Genomic DNA, 14643 nt, shown 5'->3' on the forward strand with positions numbered 1-14643 from the left:
GGTCGTCTCAGCGGCGCAGGCCGGCCTCGATCAGCTCTGAGATCAGGTCGCCGTAGCTGAGCCCGGACGCGACCCAGCACTTCGGGAACATCGAGATCGGAGTGAAGCCGGGCATGGTGTTGAGCTCGTTGACGACGAGTTCGCCGGATGCCGTGAGGAACATGTCCACGCGTGCGAGACCTCGACCGTCGACCGCCTCGAACGAGCGGACGCCGACCTCCTGTATCGCCGCGACCTCGGCCTCCGTGAGCTCCGCGGGGCACACGACGTCGACCCCGTCCCCGCCCAGGTACTTGCCCTCGAAGTCGTAGAAGCCGCGCGAGGTGAGCACGATCTCGCCCGGAAGCGATGCACGCACACCATCCGCGCCTTCGAGAACGGCGACCTCGATCTCGCGGCCCGAGACGCCGATCTCGATGAGGACCTTGTCGTCTTCGGCGAAAGCGAGAGCGAGCGCAGCGTCGAGCTCGGAGAAGTCCGAGACCTTCGATACGCCCACGCTCGAGCCCGCACGCGCCGGCTTCACGAACAGCGGAAGCTGCCCGAGCCCTTCGGCCGCGGCGCGCACGCCTGCGGCATCCGCTTCCCACTGCCGAGCGCGCACCGTCACCCAGGGTGCGACCTGGATGCCCGAGGCCTGCAGAGCCACCTTCATGAAGTGCTTGTCCATGCACAGCGCCGAGTCGAGCACTCCGCCGCCAGCGTACGGGACCTCGAGTGTGTCGAAATAGCCCTGGATCGTGCCGTCCTCGCCGTGCGTCCCATGCAGGATCGGGAGCACGATGTCGATCTCGCCGAGGCCCTCCAGAGCACCGTCGGCACGCACGACCCGAAGAGTGCGGTCACCGCCGGGCTCGGGCCAGAGGATGCGGCTGCCGTTGTCGATCACCTCGGGAAGGTGCGCCGCGTCGAGCGGGAACTTCGCCGGCTCGTCGTCCTCGAGGACGAAAGCGCCCTCCCTTGTGATCCCGACAGGGATCACGGCGTAGCGGTCGCGGTCAATCGCGCCGAGGACCCCGCCCGCCGTCGCGGAACTGATCGAATGCTCGCTGGAGCGCCCGCCGAAGAGGACCACCACCGTCTGCTTGTCCATAGTTGGTCCTCTCCCCCTGAGGGGTGTCGTCGTCCGTCGTCAGGTGGGGTGCGATGTCGCGCGGGTTCATCTTCCCGTCGAGCACCATCTTCACCTGTTCGACGATGGGCATGTCCACCTCCGACTCGCGCGCGAGCTGCAGGATCGGCGCAACGGACGCGAGTCCCTCGGCCGTCTGCTGCATCTGCTTCACGACGTCCTGGAAGCTGTACCCCTGGCCGAGCAGGCGCCCGGCCGTGTTGTTGCGGCTCAGTGGAGACTGGCAGGTCGCGATCAGGTCGCCGAGCCCCGCGAGCCCCTGCAGGGTCTCGGGATGCGCCCCGTTCGCCACTGCGAAGTCGGTCATCTCCACAAGCCCGCGGGTGATGATCGACGCCTTCGTGTTCTCTCCGTAGCCGACGCCGTCGACGATGCCGATCGCGACCGCGATCAGGTTCTTGAGAACACCGCCGAACTCGGTGCCGATCACGTCGGTGTTCACGAAGGTGCGGAAGTAGCTGTTGCGCGCTGCACGCGCGATCGTCTCGGCGGTCTCCAGGCTCCGCGACGAGATCACGGCAGCAGTGGGCTGTTCCCGAGCGATCTCCAGCGCGAGGTTCGGACCCGATGCGACAGCGATGCGATCGGGATCGCACTGCAGCTCCTGCTCGATGACCTGGCTCATGCGCAGTCCGGTTCCCCGCTCCACGCCCTTCATCAGGCTGACGATCTTGGCGTCGTTCTCGGCGAGGAGAGGGCGCAGCGCCTTGAGGTTCTCGCGCAGCGACTGGCTCGGGACCGACAGGTACACCTGGTCGACGCCGTGCAGTGCTGTGGCGAGCTCGTGCGTCGCCGCCATCGTCCGAGGCAGGTTGATGCCCGGCAGGTATCGCGAGTTCCGCTTGGCCTCGTTGATCTCGTGCGCGAGCTCCGCGCGGCGCGCCCACATCGTGACGTGCGCACCGCCGTCGGCGAGGATCTTGCCGAAGGTCGTCCCCCAGCTGCCCGCGCCGATGACGGCGACGCGGGGGCCGGCAACCGGCTTCTTAGGAGTCAAGGCGTCCGGTCTCCTTCTGACCGTGCGACGCCGGGTTCCAGCGCTCAGCCGGAGCCTTCTCGTCGCGGATCTCCTCGAGCAGGGCGGTGATCGCGTTCATCAGCCGCGTCGTCGCCTCGTTGAGCGCCGCCTGCTCTCCGGCACGCTCGCGCAGATCGGAGACGTCGACAGGATCACCGATCACGACCGTGATCGGCTTGCGCAGCGGCCAGAGGCTGAGCCCCTTCTGATACCGCCCCATGATCGCCTGCGTGCCCCACTGCGCCATCGGGATCAGCGGAATCCCGTCGGCCAGCGCCAGACGGACCGCGCCCGACTTGCCGCGCATGGGCCACAGATCGGGGTCGCGTGTCAGCGTGCCCTCGGGGTACACGATCACGCCGCGACCGTGCTCGACGAGCTCGGCCGACTGCTTCATGGTCTGCTTCGCCGCGGATGCCGACGAAGAGCGTGCCACGGGGATCATGCCGGTCTTGCGCAGGATCCATCCCACGACCGGGATCTTGAACAGGCTCTCCTTGGCCATGAACCGCGGCGCGCGACCGATTCGCCATACGGCGACCGCGACGATGATCGGATCGAGCTCCGAATAGTGATTCGGGGCAAGAACGAACGCGCCCTCCCGCGGGAGCTTCTCGGCCCCGGTGATGCGGATCCTGGCGATCAGCCCCATGAGCGGCACGACGATCGCAGCGAGCGGCCAGAACAGACTTGGCCGCCGCTTCTCCGGAGACCTCGATGCAGGCATCCGCGTCACCGGATGACGTCGAAGTCGGCGCCCAGGGCGTCGAGCTTGGCGAGGAACTTCTCGTAACCGCGGCTGAGGATGTCGACACCCGACACCTTCGACTCGCCGGTCGCGGTGAGCGCTGCGATCACGTGGCTGTAGCCGCCGCGCAGATCGGGCACCACGATGTCCGCGGCGTGCAGAGGCGTGGGGCCGGTGATGACCGCTGCCTGCTCGAGCTCGCGCCGCGGGACGCGACGAGGGCCGTCCTGCAGGCCGTGGGGGTGCACGACGATGTCGGCGCCCATCTTCACGAGCGCGTCGGTGAATCCCATCCGGTTCTCGTACACCGTCTCGTGCACCACCGAGCGGCCGTGGGCCTGCGTGAGCGCGACGACCAGCGGCTGCTGCCAGTCGGTCATGAATCCGGGGTGCACGTCTGTCTCGACCACGACGGGCTTGATCTCGCCGTCGCGGCGGAAGAGGATGCCGTCCTCCTGGATGTCGAACCAGCCGCCTGCCTTGCGGAACACGTTGAGGAAGGTCAGCATCTCCTGCTGCTTCGCACCGCCGACGAAGATCTCGCCGTCGGTCGCGAGCGCGGCCGACGCCCAGGATGCCGCCTCGTTGCGGTCGAAGATCGAGCGGTGATCGTAGCCGCGGAGCTTTTCGACGCCCTCGATCAGGATGACGCGGTTCGGCTCGTAGGAGATGATCGCGCCCATCTTCTGCAGCACGGCGATGAGGTCCATGATCTCGGGCTCGATGGCCGCGTTGCGCAGCTCCGTCGTGCCCTCGGCGCGCACCGCGGTGAGCAGGACCTGCTCGGTCGCGCCCACGCTCGGGTACGGGAGATGGATGTTCGCACCGTGCAGTCGCTGCGGCGCGGACAGGCGGATGCCGCTCGGAAGCTTCTCGACGACAGCACCGAACTTGCGCAGCGCGTCGAGATGGAAGTCGATCGGACGGTCGCCGATACGGCATCCGCCGAGGTCGGGGATGAAGGCCTGGCCCAGGCGATGCAGGAGCGGACCGCAGAACAGGATCGGGATGCGCGAGGCGCCGGCGTGCGCATCGATCTCCTCGAAATGGGCCGACTCCACGCCGCTCGGGTCGAAGATCAGCGAACCGGGCTCGTCGCCCGAATTCACCTGGACTCCGTGAACCTCGAGCAGAGACCGCACCACGGCGACGTCGCTCAGATCCGGAACGTCGCGAAGCGTGCTCGCTGTCTCGCCGAGGAGAGTGGCGACCATGGCCTTGGTGGCCAGGTTCTTCGCGCCCTTCACGTCGACGCGGCCGCGCAGCGGGCGCCCTCCGCGAATCGCGAGGACGTCTCCGGTGAGGGAGGGGACTCCGTCCGGAAGAGCATCGCGCACGGGTGTCGTCATTCGGAGCCTCACTTCATTCCACAGGATACGGGGGCGGGTTTGCCCCTGGCTCGCCCGCCCCCTTCCGTGTCACTGAACGGGGAGGGTTCGAGGCCGCCACGACTCGCGTCGAGCCTCGAACTGCGCGATCTTGTCTTCGTTGCGCAGCGTGAGCCCGATGTCATCGAGCCCTTCGAGGAGCCGCCATCTAGTGTAATCGTCGATCCCGATGTCGGCCTGGATGCCGCCGATCGACGCGCTGCGCTCCTCGAGGTTCACGGTGATCTGCGCCCCGGGATTCCGGTCGATCTCGGCCCAGATGCGCTCGAGATCCGCCTCGGAGATGGTCGCGGCGAGCAGCCCCTGCTTGCCCGAGTTGCCCCGGAAGATGTCAGCGAACCGCGGGCTCAGCACGACCTTGAACCCGAAGTCGCGCAGCGCCCACACCGCGTGCTCACGGCTCGACCCGGTGCCGAAGTCGGAGCCTGCGACCAGCACCGACGCGCCTTGGAACGGCGCCTGGTTGAGCACGAACTCGGGATCCTGCCGCCAGGCGTGGAACAGCGCGTCGTCGAAGCCGGTCTTGGTCACGCGCTTCAGGAACACCGCGGGGATGATCTGGTCGGTGTCGACGTTGGAGCGCTTCAGCGGAGCCGCGATGCCGGTGTGCGTGGTGAACTTCTCCATGATCAGGCCTCCACCGTCTCGTTCAGGTCGCTCGGGCTGGACAGGGTGCCGCGGATCGCGGTCGCCGCTGCGACCAGCGGCGACACCAGATGCGTGCGACCGCCCTTGCCCTGACGTCCCTCGAAGTTCCGGTTCGACGTCGAGGCGCAGCGCTCCCCCGGCGCGAGCTGGTCGGGGTTCATGCCGAGGCACATCGAGCATCCGGCGAAGCGCCACTCGGCGCCGAAGTCCTTGATGATCTTGTCGAGTCCCTCGGCTTCGGCCTCCAGCCGCACCCGCGCGGACCCGGGGACGACCATCACGCGTACGCCGTCGGCCTTCTTCTTGCCCTCGATGATCGAGGCGAAGGCGCGAAGGTCCTCGATGCGGCTGTTGGTGCAGGAGCCCATGAAGACCGCGTCGACCGGCACCTCCTTGAGGGGCGTGCCCGGGGTCAGAGCCATGTACTCCAGTGCGCGCTCTGCGGCGGCGCGCTCGTTCGGATCGACGATGTCGGCAGGGTTCGGAACGGATGCCGACAGCGAGCTTCCCTGACCGGGGTTCGTGCCCCAGGTGACGAAGGGCTCGAGCTCGTCGGCGTCGATGAACACCTCTGCGTCGAACACGGCGCCCTCATCGGTGGGAAGCGTGCGCCAGTAGGCGACGGCATCCTCCCAGTCCTTGCCCTTCGGCGCGTGCGGCTTGCCCTGGACGTACGCGAAAGTCGTCTCGTCGGGCGCGACCATGCCGGCGCGAGCGCCCGCCTCGATCGACATGTTGCAGATCGTCATCCGGCCTTCCATCGACAGCGCACGGATGGCACTGCCTCGGTATTCCAGGACGTATCCCTGCCCGCCGCCGGTGCCGATCTTCGCGATCACCGCCAGAATGATGTCCTTGGCCGTCACGCCCGGACGCAGGGTGCCCTCGACGTTAATCGCCATGGTCTTGAACGGCTTGAGCGGCAGCGTCTGCGTGGCCATGACGTGCTCGACCTCGCTGGTCCCGATTCCGAAGGCCATGGCGCCGAACGCGCCGTGAGTCGAGGTGTGAGAGTCGCCGCACACGACGGTGATGCCGGGCATCGTCAGACCCAGCTGCGGGCCCACGACATGCACGATCCCCTGTTCGGCGTCGCCCAGCGAATGCAGACGGACGCCGAACTCCTCCGCGTTGCGCCGCAGCGTGTCGATCTGGGTGCGACTGGTGAGGTCGGCGATCGGCTTGTCGATCTCCCACGTCGGCGTGTTGTGGTCCTCGGTGGCGATCGTCAGGTCGAGCCGTCGCAGCGGACGCCCCTCAGCGCGCAGACCGTCGAAGGCCTGAGGACTCGTGACCTCGTGCACGAGGTGCAGATCGATGTAGATGAGGTCCGGCTCGCCGTTCTCGCCCTTGACGACGAGGTGATCGTCCCAGACCTTCTCTGCCAGGGTGCGTGCGCGAGCGGATGCTGCTGCGGGGGTGTTCATCGAATGTCTCCTGAAGCTGGCGGTTCGGCCCACAGTGGACTCCGCGACGAGGAGGGGCTCAGAACGAGGTCTCGTCGCGGCCGCTAAGAAGGAGCACGATCCGCATGACGTCAGGTTACCACCGGTTCACTGCGCTTCCGCACGCCATGACACGCTGTCGACACCCGCATCATCGAGAGGTTTCGCCATGACCGTCGCCGCCCACAGCTTCGCCACCCGCGCCCTGCATGCGGGCCGCAGCCGACTGGCAGCGTCGTCACGCGCGACCCCGATCTACCTCACGGCCGGCTTCGAGTTCGACGACTTCGACCACGCGGCGAACCACTTCGGCACCGGTGAGGGATTCGGGTACACCCGAACGGGCAATCCTACGGTGCGCACAGTCGAACAGCAGCTCGCCGCGTTGGAATCGGGAGCGGATGCCGTGCTCGTCGCGAGTGGTCAGGCAGCCGTCGCCGTCGCGCTGCTCACCGTCGCGGGAGCCGGCGACCACATCGTCTCGTCGACGCATATCTATGAGGGCACCCGCGGCCTCCTCCTCGACAACCTCTCGAGGCTCGGAATCGAAACGACCTTCATCGACGACATCGGCGACCCGGATGCCTGGCGCGCAGCGATCCAGCCGAACACGCGCGCGCTGTTCGCCGAGTCGATCGCGAATGCCCGCAACGACATCCTCGACATCGCCGCTGTGAGCTCGGTCGGCGACGAGTTCGCGATCCCCCTCATCGTCGACAACACGCTGGCCACGCCGTTCCTCCTGCGCCCACTCGAGCACGGCGCATCGATCGTCGTGCACTCCGCCTCGAAGTTCCTCGCCGGCCACGGCTCCGTCCTCGGCGGGGTCATCGTCGACAACGGCCGTTTCGACGCCGAGAAGGCGGGCCACAATGCGCCCCACCTCGTGCTCCCTGGTCGCGGCGGAGTGGCGAGCGTCGCGGCCCGTCATGGCGGCAGCGCCCGCATCGCGTATGCGCGGGAGGCCGTGGCGCCGCGGTTCGGCACGACGCCATCGCCGCTCAACGCCTTCCTGATCGGTCAGGGCGCAGAGACGCTGGGTCTGAGGGTGGAGAGGCAGTCGCGCAACGCTCTCGAGATCGCGCGCTGGCTCGAGGCGCAAGAGGGTGTGGAGAGCGTCGACTACGCAGGCCTCGAGAGCCATCGGGATCATTCGCTCGCCCAGCGCTACCTGAGCGGCGGACACGGCTCGATCTTCACCTTCACGCTGCACGGCGGACTCGACGCCGCGCGCCATGCGATCGAGAACGTGGAGGTGTTCACGCACATGACCCACATCGGCGATGTCCGCTCCCTCGTGCTGCATCCGGCGACGACCAGCCATGCGCTCCGTTCCGACGCCGAGCGCGAGACCCTCGGCATCCGCCCCGGCACGCTCCGCGTGTCGATCGGCATCGAGGACGTCGCCGATCTCATCGGCGACCTCTCGCGCGTGCTCGCCGCGGTCCCTGAGCTGGTCGTGACATGACCCGGCAGCAGCACTTCGGCTGGTTCCTCGCCCGTGGGTTCGGCCCGCAGGGCTGGGGCTATCCTTCGCTCGACTGGGACTACGACTGGACCAGGCCCGAGATCTACCAGGATGCCGCACGGACCCTGGAGCAGGCCGGATTCGACCTCGTCATCATCGAGGACGCCCCCTCTCTCGGATCGCCCGAGACGATCGACCTGCGCGTGCGGCACGCATTCGGCGGGCCCAAGCACGACCCGATGCTGCTGGCTCCCTATCTGTTCCAGGCGACGCGGCACCTGGGCGTGGTCCCGACTGTGAATCCCGCCGCGTACGTGCCGTACACGGCGGCCCGGCAGTTCGCGACGCTCCAGCACCTCAGCGCTCATCGCCTCGGTCTCAACGTCGTGACCGACACCGGAAGCGCGCGGCACTTCTCCGCCGCTGCCCCGCTCGGGCACGATGAGGCATACGACCGCGCCGAGGAATGGCTGGACGGCATCCGGTTGCTATGGCGCAGCTGGGATCATGGCGCCCTCGTGGCCGACCGCGCGACCGACGTCTACGCCGACGGCTCGAAACTGCGCGCCGTGCAGCACCGGGGCGAGTACTTCGCGTTCGACGGGCCGTTGAATGCAATCCCGTTCCCTCACGGCGAACCGGCCATCGTCTCCCCTGGCGGCTCAGGACGCGGACTCGGCTTCGCGGGGGCGAACTCCGATGTGCAGCTCGCGCTCGCCCCGCTGAACGAGAGGTCGGTGCGGGACTACCGCGCCAAGATCCACGATGCGGCCGTCGCCGCAGGCCGCTCTGCCGCCGACATCAAGATCCTGTTCGCGATCCAGCCCGTGATCACGGCTTCGGCGGAGGACGCAGACCGGATCGTCGCGGCATCCGCCCATCCCGATGACGCGGCACTCGTGCAGATCGCTCGTAAGCAGTCCAGCGATCTCGAGACGGATCTGACCTCGCTCGACCTCGACAAGCCGCTCGATCCGTCGGTCTTCGGCGCGCATGTGTCCCGCGGGAGCATTCAGCGTCTGATCGGCGACCGCGGCGACGACGCGCCTCTGCGCGCGCACCTCACGGCGCTGGCACGGGCGGGCCGGATCGCTGATCGGTCGGGCTTCGTCGGCACGGCCGAGGAGTTCGCCGATCTGATCGACGAACTCGGCGACTGGGGCAACGACGGCGTTCTGCTGTGGGGCGACTTCCATCCTGTGACGCTGCACCGCACGCTCGACGAGCTCGTCCCCGTGCTGAGACGGCGTGGCATACTGCGTCGCGAGTACGTGGACGGCGGGCTGCAGGCGAACCTGCGCGCGTTCTGATCGCGCAGGTCCGCCCGCTCCGTGGTTACTCGCTGATCGACGCCTTCTCGGCGCGCTTCTCGCGCGAGGAGGCGATCAGGCTGGCCGCGGTCGCGCCGACCATCGCCACGACGATCACGGTCAGCGACAGCCAGATGGGGATGTCCGGCGCCCAGTCGATGTGGTGTCCGCCGTTGATGAACGGGAGCTCGTTGACGTGCATCGCGTGCAGCACCAGTTTGATGCCGATGAATCCGAGGATGACCGCGATGCCGTAGTGGAGGTACCGCAGCTTGTCGAGCAGGTCGCCGAGGAGGAAGTACAGCTGCCGGAGGCCCATCAGGGCGAAGATGTTCGCCGTGAACACCAGGAAGCTGTTGTGCGTGATGCTGAAGATCGCGGGGATCGAGTCGATCGCGAACATCAGGTCGGTCACGCCGATCGCGACGAACACGATGAGCATGGGCGTCCAGATCTTCTTGCCGTCGACCACGGTGCGCAGCTTGTTGCCGTCGTACTCGTCACTGATGTCGATGCGGCGACGGAGCAGGCGCACGATGAAGTTCTCGCGCTTGACCTCCTCGTCGTGATCGCCCTCGGGCATGGCCTGCTTGATCGCGGTCCAGATCAGGAATGCGCCGAAGATGTAGAACACCGGCGAGAAGTTCTCGATGATCGCGACGCCGAGCAGGATGAAGATGCCGCGGAGCACGAGGGCGATGATGATGCCGACCATCAGCACCATCTGCTGCAGGCGGCGGGGCACTGCGAACTGCGCCATGATCAGCACGAAGACGAACAGGTTGTCGATCGACAGGCTGTATTCGAGCGCCCATCCGGTGAGGAACTCGCCTGCGTACTGACCGCCGGCGAACAGATAGAGCAGACCCGCGAAGATCAGCGCAAGAGCGACGTAGAACACCACCCAGAGAGTGGACTCCTTCGTCGACGGGATGTGCGGGCGGAACTTGGCGAGCAGGAGGTCGCCGATGAGGATGAGCACGAGGACGACGAGAGCGCCGATCTCGAACCAGACAGGGATGTTCACGGGTGCGCAGCACCTTTCGGGAGGGTCGGAAACGAACCGAAAGTCTCTCCCCCGCACAATGTGCGTCGCGCGCCCGGAGCAGCTCAGTCGATGCTCGTGATGACGTTACGCGCGGATCCGGGATACTCCCTCTCGCTCCCCCAATGCTACCGGAGCCTGGCCGACATGGTGAAATGGTCGCGTGACACCGACTTCGCATACTGACAGCGCCGATCACGGCACCGCCCCTCTCGAAGCCCAGCCACAGAACCCCTGGGCCCGCTCCATCGCCTCGCTCATCTTCGTCAGCCGCTGGCTGCAGGCCCCGCTCTACATCGGCCTGATCGTCGCGCAGCTCGTCTACGTCGTGGTCTTCATGGTGGAGCTGTGGCACCTGATCGCCGAGGACGTGTTCGGTGATGTCACCCACATCGAAGAAGCCACGATCATGCTCTCGGTGCTCGGCCTCATCGATGTCGTCATGATCGCGAACCTCCTGATCATGGTGATCATCGGCGGCTACGAGACCTTCGTCTCGCGCATCAACACCGACGGCCACCCTGACCAGCCTGAATGGCTCTCACACGTCAACGCCAACGTGCTCAAGGTCAAGCTCGCGATGGCGATCATCGGCATCTCGTCGATCCACCTGCTCAAGACATTCATCGCCGTGGGGAATATGGACGCGAACGGCGTCACCGAGGCCGAGGTGGATGGTCTGGGCAACTACACCCCGACCGGCGTCCTCTGGCAGGTCGTGATCCACATGGTCTTCATCGTCTCGGCCCTCGCCCTCGCCTGGATCGACAAGATGTCCCAGAGCACGGCGAAGGCCGCCCACGACGCTGCCCACTGAATCTGAGACGATCAGTCGTCAGCCGACACTTTCCGGGTGAGAGACACCGAACGGAAGAACGATGCCCGCACAGACGAGTGATCAGAAGTGGGCGGCCAGGGCCGCGGCAGGTGACGAGGGCGCCTTCCGCGAGCTGTACCGCGCACATGTCCGCCCGGTCTACTGGATCGCCCACGGCATCCTGGGATCCGCCCCAGACGCCGAGGACGTGACCCAGGAGACGTTCGTCGCGGCGTGGCGCAAGCTGCGCGGATTCGAGCTGCAGGGCGAGTCGATCCTGCCGTGGCTGGCCACGATCTGCCGTTTCCAGGCCGCGAACCGACTACGGCAGCGCCGGCGCGATCAGGCGAACACGGCGGACGCCGCGGACGAGACGATCCCGTCGACGGTCAGCGTCGAGGAGCAGGTGATCACGGCGGCTCTGGCCGAGCGGATCGCCGCCGAGGTCGGCACGCTGAACAGCCTCGATCGCGAGATCTTCCGGCTGTGCGCCGCCGAGGGTTACGCGTATCAGGCGGCCGCCGAAGAGCTCGGCATCAGTCACGCGGTCGTCCGGAATCGTCTCTCTCGAGTGCGCACCCGCTTGCGCGGTGCCGTGAAGGAAGCGAGCGAGGCATGACCGAGAAGACCACCACCCCAGAGCTGCCCGAGCTGTCGGACGACGCGATCGCCAGGATCGAGTCGGCCGTCTTCGACGAGATCGCGAGCGAGCGCCCTCCGACGCGGGTCGTCGAACGTGCGCGAGCGCGCCGCCGCGGCTGGCTGACCGGCGCCGGGATCGCGGCAGCCTTCATCGTCGGCGTGCTCGTGACGCCGCCGATCCTGTCGAGCGTCGAGAACTCCGGTTCGTACACCGCCGTGGGCGGTGCCCCGGTCGACGGCTCGGCCGTCGACACGAGCGGCGTGAGTTCGGACAGCGCGCCAGGTGCGGTACCCGACTCCTCTCTGCAGAGCACGGAGTCCGGCGCAAGCCGCGAGATCATCGCGACAGCCGATGCCTCGGTCGAGGTGAAAGACGTGGCAGACGCCGTCGCCGAGATCACGGCACTCGCCGAGGCCCACGGCGGTTACACCGAAAGCACCGACATCGGAAAGAGCGCCTTCGTGTATGACGACGGCGACAGCACGCAGACGGACGGCGGATACGGCTGGATCAGCATCCGCGTTCCCTCCGCTGACCTGACCACCGTGATCGACGAGCTGGCAGATTCCGGCAAGGTGCTGTCGAGCTCCGTGTCGAAGCAGGATGTGACGGCGACGTCGATCGATCTGAAGGCTCGTGTCGACTCACTGACCGCGTCGGTTCAGCGTCTGACCGAACTCATGTCGCAGTCGGCGACCGTGTCCGAGCTCATCGAGGCCGAGACCGCGCTGAGCGATCGCCAGGCGGAGCTGGAGTCGTACCAGCAGCAGCTGAAAGCACTGGAGGATCAGGTCGCCATGTCGACTCTGCAGGTGCAGCTGACGAGCCCCGCAGCGCCGAGCGCCGATCCCGCCGGGTTCGGCGACGGCCTCTCCGCCGGCTGGAAGGGCCTCATCATCTCGCTGAACGCCCTCGTGATCGCGCTCGGGTTCGTCATCCCCTGGCTCGCAGTCGCCGGGCTCATCGTGCTCATCGTGTGGCTGATCCGCCGAGCGCGCCGTCGCCGCCGCGAACCGAAGGCCGCGTCCGAGGGCTGAAGATCCCCGTCCACCATCCGAAGAGCCGCCCCCGATCCGTCGGGGCGGCTCTTCCCTTGATTTTCCGCGGTATACAAGAACTCTTGTCGATGCATCCGATCGCTCCTAGCGTTGATCGGGTGGAAGACATCACCGTGATCACCGCGATCCATCACCCGCTGCGGCGACGCATCGTCGACTATCTGCACCTGTACGGGGCGACGCAGGTCGGTGCGCTGGCGCGCGCATTGGACAGTCAGGTCGGCAGCATCAGCCATCACCTGCGGATGCTCGAGCGGCCCGGCGTCGTCGAGCGGGTCGAGGATCCGAGCGGCGACCGGCGTACCAGCTGGTGGCGCCTGGCACGTCGGGGCATGACCTGGTCGACGGACGACTTCGCCGATTCCCCCGCCGACGCGCTGCTCGCGCGGGAGGCCCAGCGCCAGGGCATCCGCATGCAGATCGAGCGGCTGCAGCGCTGGCACCGCCGTGGCAGTGGATCTCCGTATGCCGATTACGACGCGTTCAACACCGAGACCGCCGGCTGGGCATCTCCCGAGGAGCTGCGCGACCTTTCCGCGCGTCTGCTCACGACGCTTCGGGAGTGGTCCGATTCGATCGACACCGAAGACGGTCAGGAGCGCGCACCGATCTTCTTCTTCGCCCACGCGTTCCCTTCGGAGCCGTGATGACGGTCACCGGCCCCGTCCTGATCACCGAGCCGCCGGTCTTCCGGCGGGATGTGCGGGTGCACGCCTGGATCACCGTCAAGGCGCTGTCGGACGCGGGCGATGCGCTGTGGACGATCGCTCTGGCCTGGACGGCCGTGCAGATCGCCTCCCCCGCGGTCGCCGGGCTCATCGTCGCCGCTGGCACGGTTCCCCGCGCGATCGTGCTGCTGTGGGGCGGCGTGATCGCCGATCGGGCCGATCCACGACGCGTCATGCTGCTGTTCAACGTTCTGCGCATCGGCGTGCTGATCGGCGTCGCGCTGTGGGTGCTCGCGACCACCCCGAGTGTGACGATCCTGATCGTGGCCGCCATCGCGTTCGGGGTGTGCGACGCCTTCTATGAACCGTCTGCGGGCACGATCGCGCGGCAGCTGGTGAGAGCATCGGATCTTCCCTCCTACGGCGCCGTCGCGCAGACCGCTTCGCGTCTGGGGACGATGGCCGGCGCGGCAGCGGGCGGAGTGCTCGTGGCTCATCTCGGGTTGAGCGGCGGCGCGTCCGTGAACGCTCTGACGTTCCTCGTCGTCGTGGCGTTCATCGCGATGTGGCTGCGCCCTCGGTTCCTTCTGGCCCGAGCGCCACGAGAATCCGCACTGCGCGGCATCGGCCGCGGGTTCGCGCATCTCCGAGAAGCCCCGACGACGAGGACGCTCGTGATCGCCCTGTCGGGACTGAACCTCGCAGTCGGACCCGCCGTGGGCATCGGACTCGCCCTGCGCGCCCACGACGAGGGCTGGGGTGCGCAGGCCGTGGGAGTCTTCGAGGCGCTGCTCGGCCTCGGCGCCGCGCTCGGCGCGGTGTGCGTGGCGCGCTGGCGGCCCCGTCGCGAGGCGCTCGGAGGCTTCTGGGCGCTCGTCGTCCAGGGCGCGGCGATCATCGCTCTCGGCGTCGGACCGGTCTGGACCGTCGGCGCCGCTGCCTTCGTGATCGGCTGCACGGCGGGGTTCGCCTCGGTGCTCCTGTCCGCCACGTTCTCCGCTACGGTCGACACCGCGTACCTCGGGCGCATGGGTTCTCTCACCCGCCTCGGCGACGACTGCCTGATGCCGCTCGCGATGGCCGGGTTCGGCGCCCTGGCCGGCGCGACCGTGCTCTGGGTTCCGTTCACGGTGTTCGGCGGCGCGATGATGCTTCTGATGGTGCTGCCTCTGAGCAACCGGGTCTTCCGGACCATGACGCTGCGCAGTACGTGATCACCCTCGTCTCATCGGCGTGGACCCGGAGCGCGCGGAGG

At 67.5% G+C, this 14643-nt stretch carries 14 protein-coding genes; 7 read left to right on the top strand and 7 right to left on the bottom strand.

The window, feature by feature from the left end; all coding sequences use genetic code 11:
• Window positions 1–7: 7 nt before the first annotated feature.
• From RS84_RS15750 to leuC, 6 genes are all read right to left on the bottom strand, one after another.
• A complete protein-coding gene (locus RS84_RS15750) occupies window positions 8–1093 on the bottom strand; it encodes a D-alanine--D-alanine ligase family protein (protein WP_045258712.1) in 1086 nt (361 codons plus the stop codon).
• Entirely contained in the window at window positions 999–2129 is a 1131-nt protein-coding gene (locus RS84_RS15755) for an NAD(P)H-dependent glycerol-3-phosphate dehydrogenase (protein WP_045258713.1), read from the bottom strand. The genes RS84_RS15750 and RS84_RS15755 overlap by 95 nt, the downstream gene beginning before the upstream one ends.
• Window positions 2119–2877: a lysophospholipid acyltransferase family protein gene (locus RS84_RS15760; RefSeq protein WP_045258714.1), complete on the bottom strand. Its 759-nt coding sequence runs from the start codon at window positions 2875–2877 to the stop codon at window positions 2119–2121. Before RS84_RS15760 ends, RS84_RS15755 begins: the two co-directional genes overlap by 11 nt.
• A gap of 5 nt (window positions 2878–2882) precedes the next feature.
• Window positions 2883–4247, bottom strand: a complete 1365-nt coding sequence (gene murA / locus RS84_RS15765; protein WP_045258715.1) for a UDP-N-acetylglucosamine 1-carboxyvinyltransferase — start codon at window positions 4245–4247, stop codon at window positions 2883–2885.
• 69 nt (window positions 4248–4316) lie between these two features.
• On the bottom strand, window positions 4317–4913 hold the full coding sequence (gene leuD, locus RS84_RS15770) for a 3-isopropylmalate dehydratase small subunit (RefSeq protein ID WP_045258716.1): 597 nt from the start codon (window positions 4911–4913) through the stop codon (window positions 4317–4319).
• Window positions 4914–4915: 2 nt separating this feature from the next.
• Window positions 4916–6361, bottom strand: coding sequence for a 3-isopropylmalate dehydratase large subunit (leuC, locus tag RS84_RS15775; RefSeq protein ID WP_045258717.1), 1446 nt, complete (start codon window positions 6359–6361; stop codon window positions 4916–4918).
• A 187-nt stretch (window positions 6362–6548) separates the two neighbouring features.
• On the opposite strand from leuC, the gene RS84_RS15780 reads away from it, so the two are divergent.
• Complete coding sequence (locus RS84_RS15780) at window positions 6549–7847, top strand: O-acetylhomoserine aminocarboxypropyltransferase/cysteine synthase family protein (RefSeq protein ID WP_045258718.1); 1299 nt, start codon at window positions 6549–6551, stop codon at window positions 7845–7847.
• Window positions 7844–9157: an LLM class flavin-dependent oxidoreductase gene (locus RS84_RS15785; protein ID WP_045258719.1), complete on the top strand. Its 1314-nt coding sequence runs from the start codon at window positions 7844–7846 to the stop codon at window positions 9155–9157. Before RS84_RS15780 ends, RS84_RS15785 begins: the two co-directional genes overlap by 4 nt.
• A 25-nt stretch (window positions 9158–9182) precedes the next feature.
• Here the strand turns inward: RS84_RS15785 and RS84_RS15790 are convergent, their stop codons facing one another.
• A complete protein-coding gene (locus RS84_RS15790) occupies window positions 9183–10184 on the bottom strand; it encodes a TerC family protein (protein ID WP_045258720.1) in 1002 nt (333 codons plus the stop codon).
• Window positions 10185–10365: 181 nt separating this feature from the next.
• On the opposite strand from RS84_RS15790, the gene RS84_RS15795 reads away from it, so the two are divergent.
• From RS84_RS15795 to RS84_RS15815, 5 genes are all read left to right on the top strand, one after another.
• Entirely contained in the window at window positions 10366–11019 is a 654-nt protein-coding gene (locus RS84_RS15795; protein ID WP_082062225.1) for a TIGR00645 family protein, read from the top strand.
• A 61-nt stretch (window positions 11020–11080) separates the two neighbouring features.
• The gene (locus tag RS84_RS15800) at window positions 11081–11638 is read left to right on the top strand and encodes an RNA polymerase sigma factor (RefSeq protein ID WP_045258721.1); all 558 of its coding nucleotides are present in this window, start codon (window positions 11081–11083) and stop codon (window positions 11636–11638) included.
• Window positions 11635–12699 (top strand): DUF4349 domain-containing protein, encoded by a 1065-nt coding sequence (locus tag RS84_RS15805; protein ID WP_045258722.1) that lies wholly within the window; start codon window positions 11635–11637, stop codon window positions 12697–12699. Before RS84_RS15800 ends, RS84_RS15805 begins: the two co-directional genes overlap by 4 nt.
• Window positions 12700–12818: 119 nt before the next feature.
• Entirely contained in the window at window positions 12819–13367 is a 549-nt protein-coding gene (locus tag RS84_RS15810) for an ArsR/SmtB family transcription factor (RefSeq protein WP_045258723.1), read from the top strand.
• A complete protein-coding gene (locus tag RS84_RS15815) occupies window positions 13367–14602 on the top strand; it encodes an MFS transporter (protein ID WP_045258724.1) in 1236 nt (411 codons plus the stop codon). The genes RS84_RS15810 and RS84_RS15815 overlap by 1 nt, the downstream gene beginning before the upstream one ends.
• Window positions 14603–14643 lie beyond the last annotated feature (41 nt).

It is taken from the genome of Microbacterium hydrocarbonoxydans (genome assembly GCF_000956475.1).
GTDB classification, from domain to species: Bacteria; Actinomycetota; Actinomycetes; order Actinomycetales; family Microbacteriaceae; genus Microbacterium; species Microbacterium hydrocarbonoxydans_A.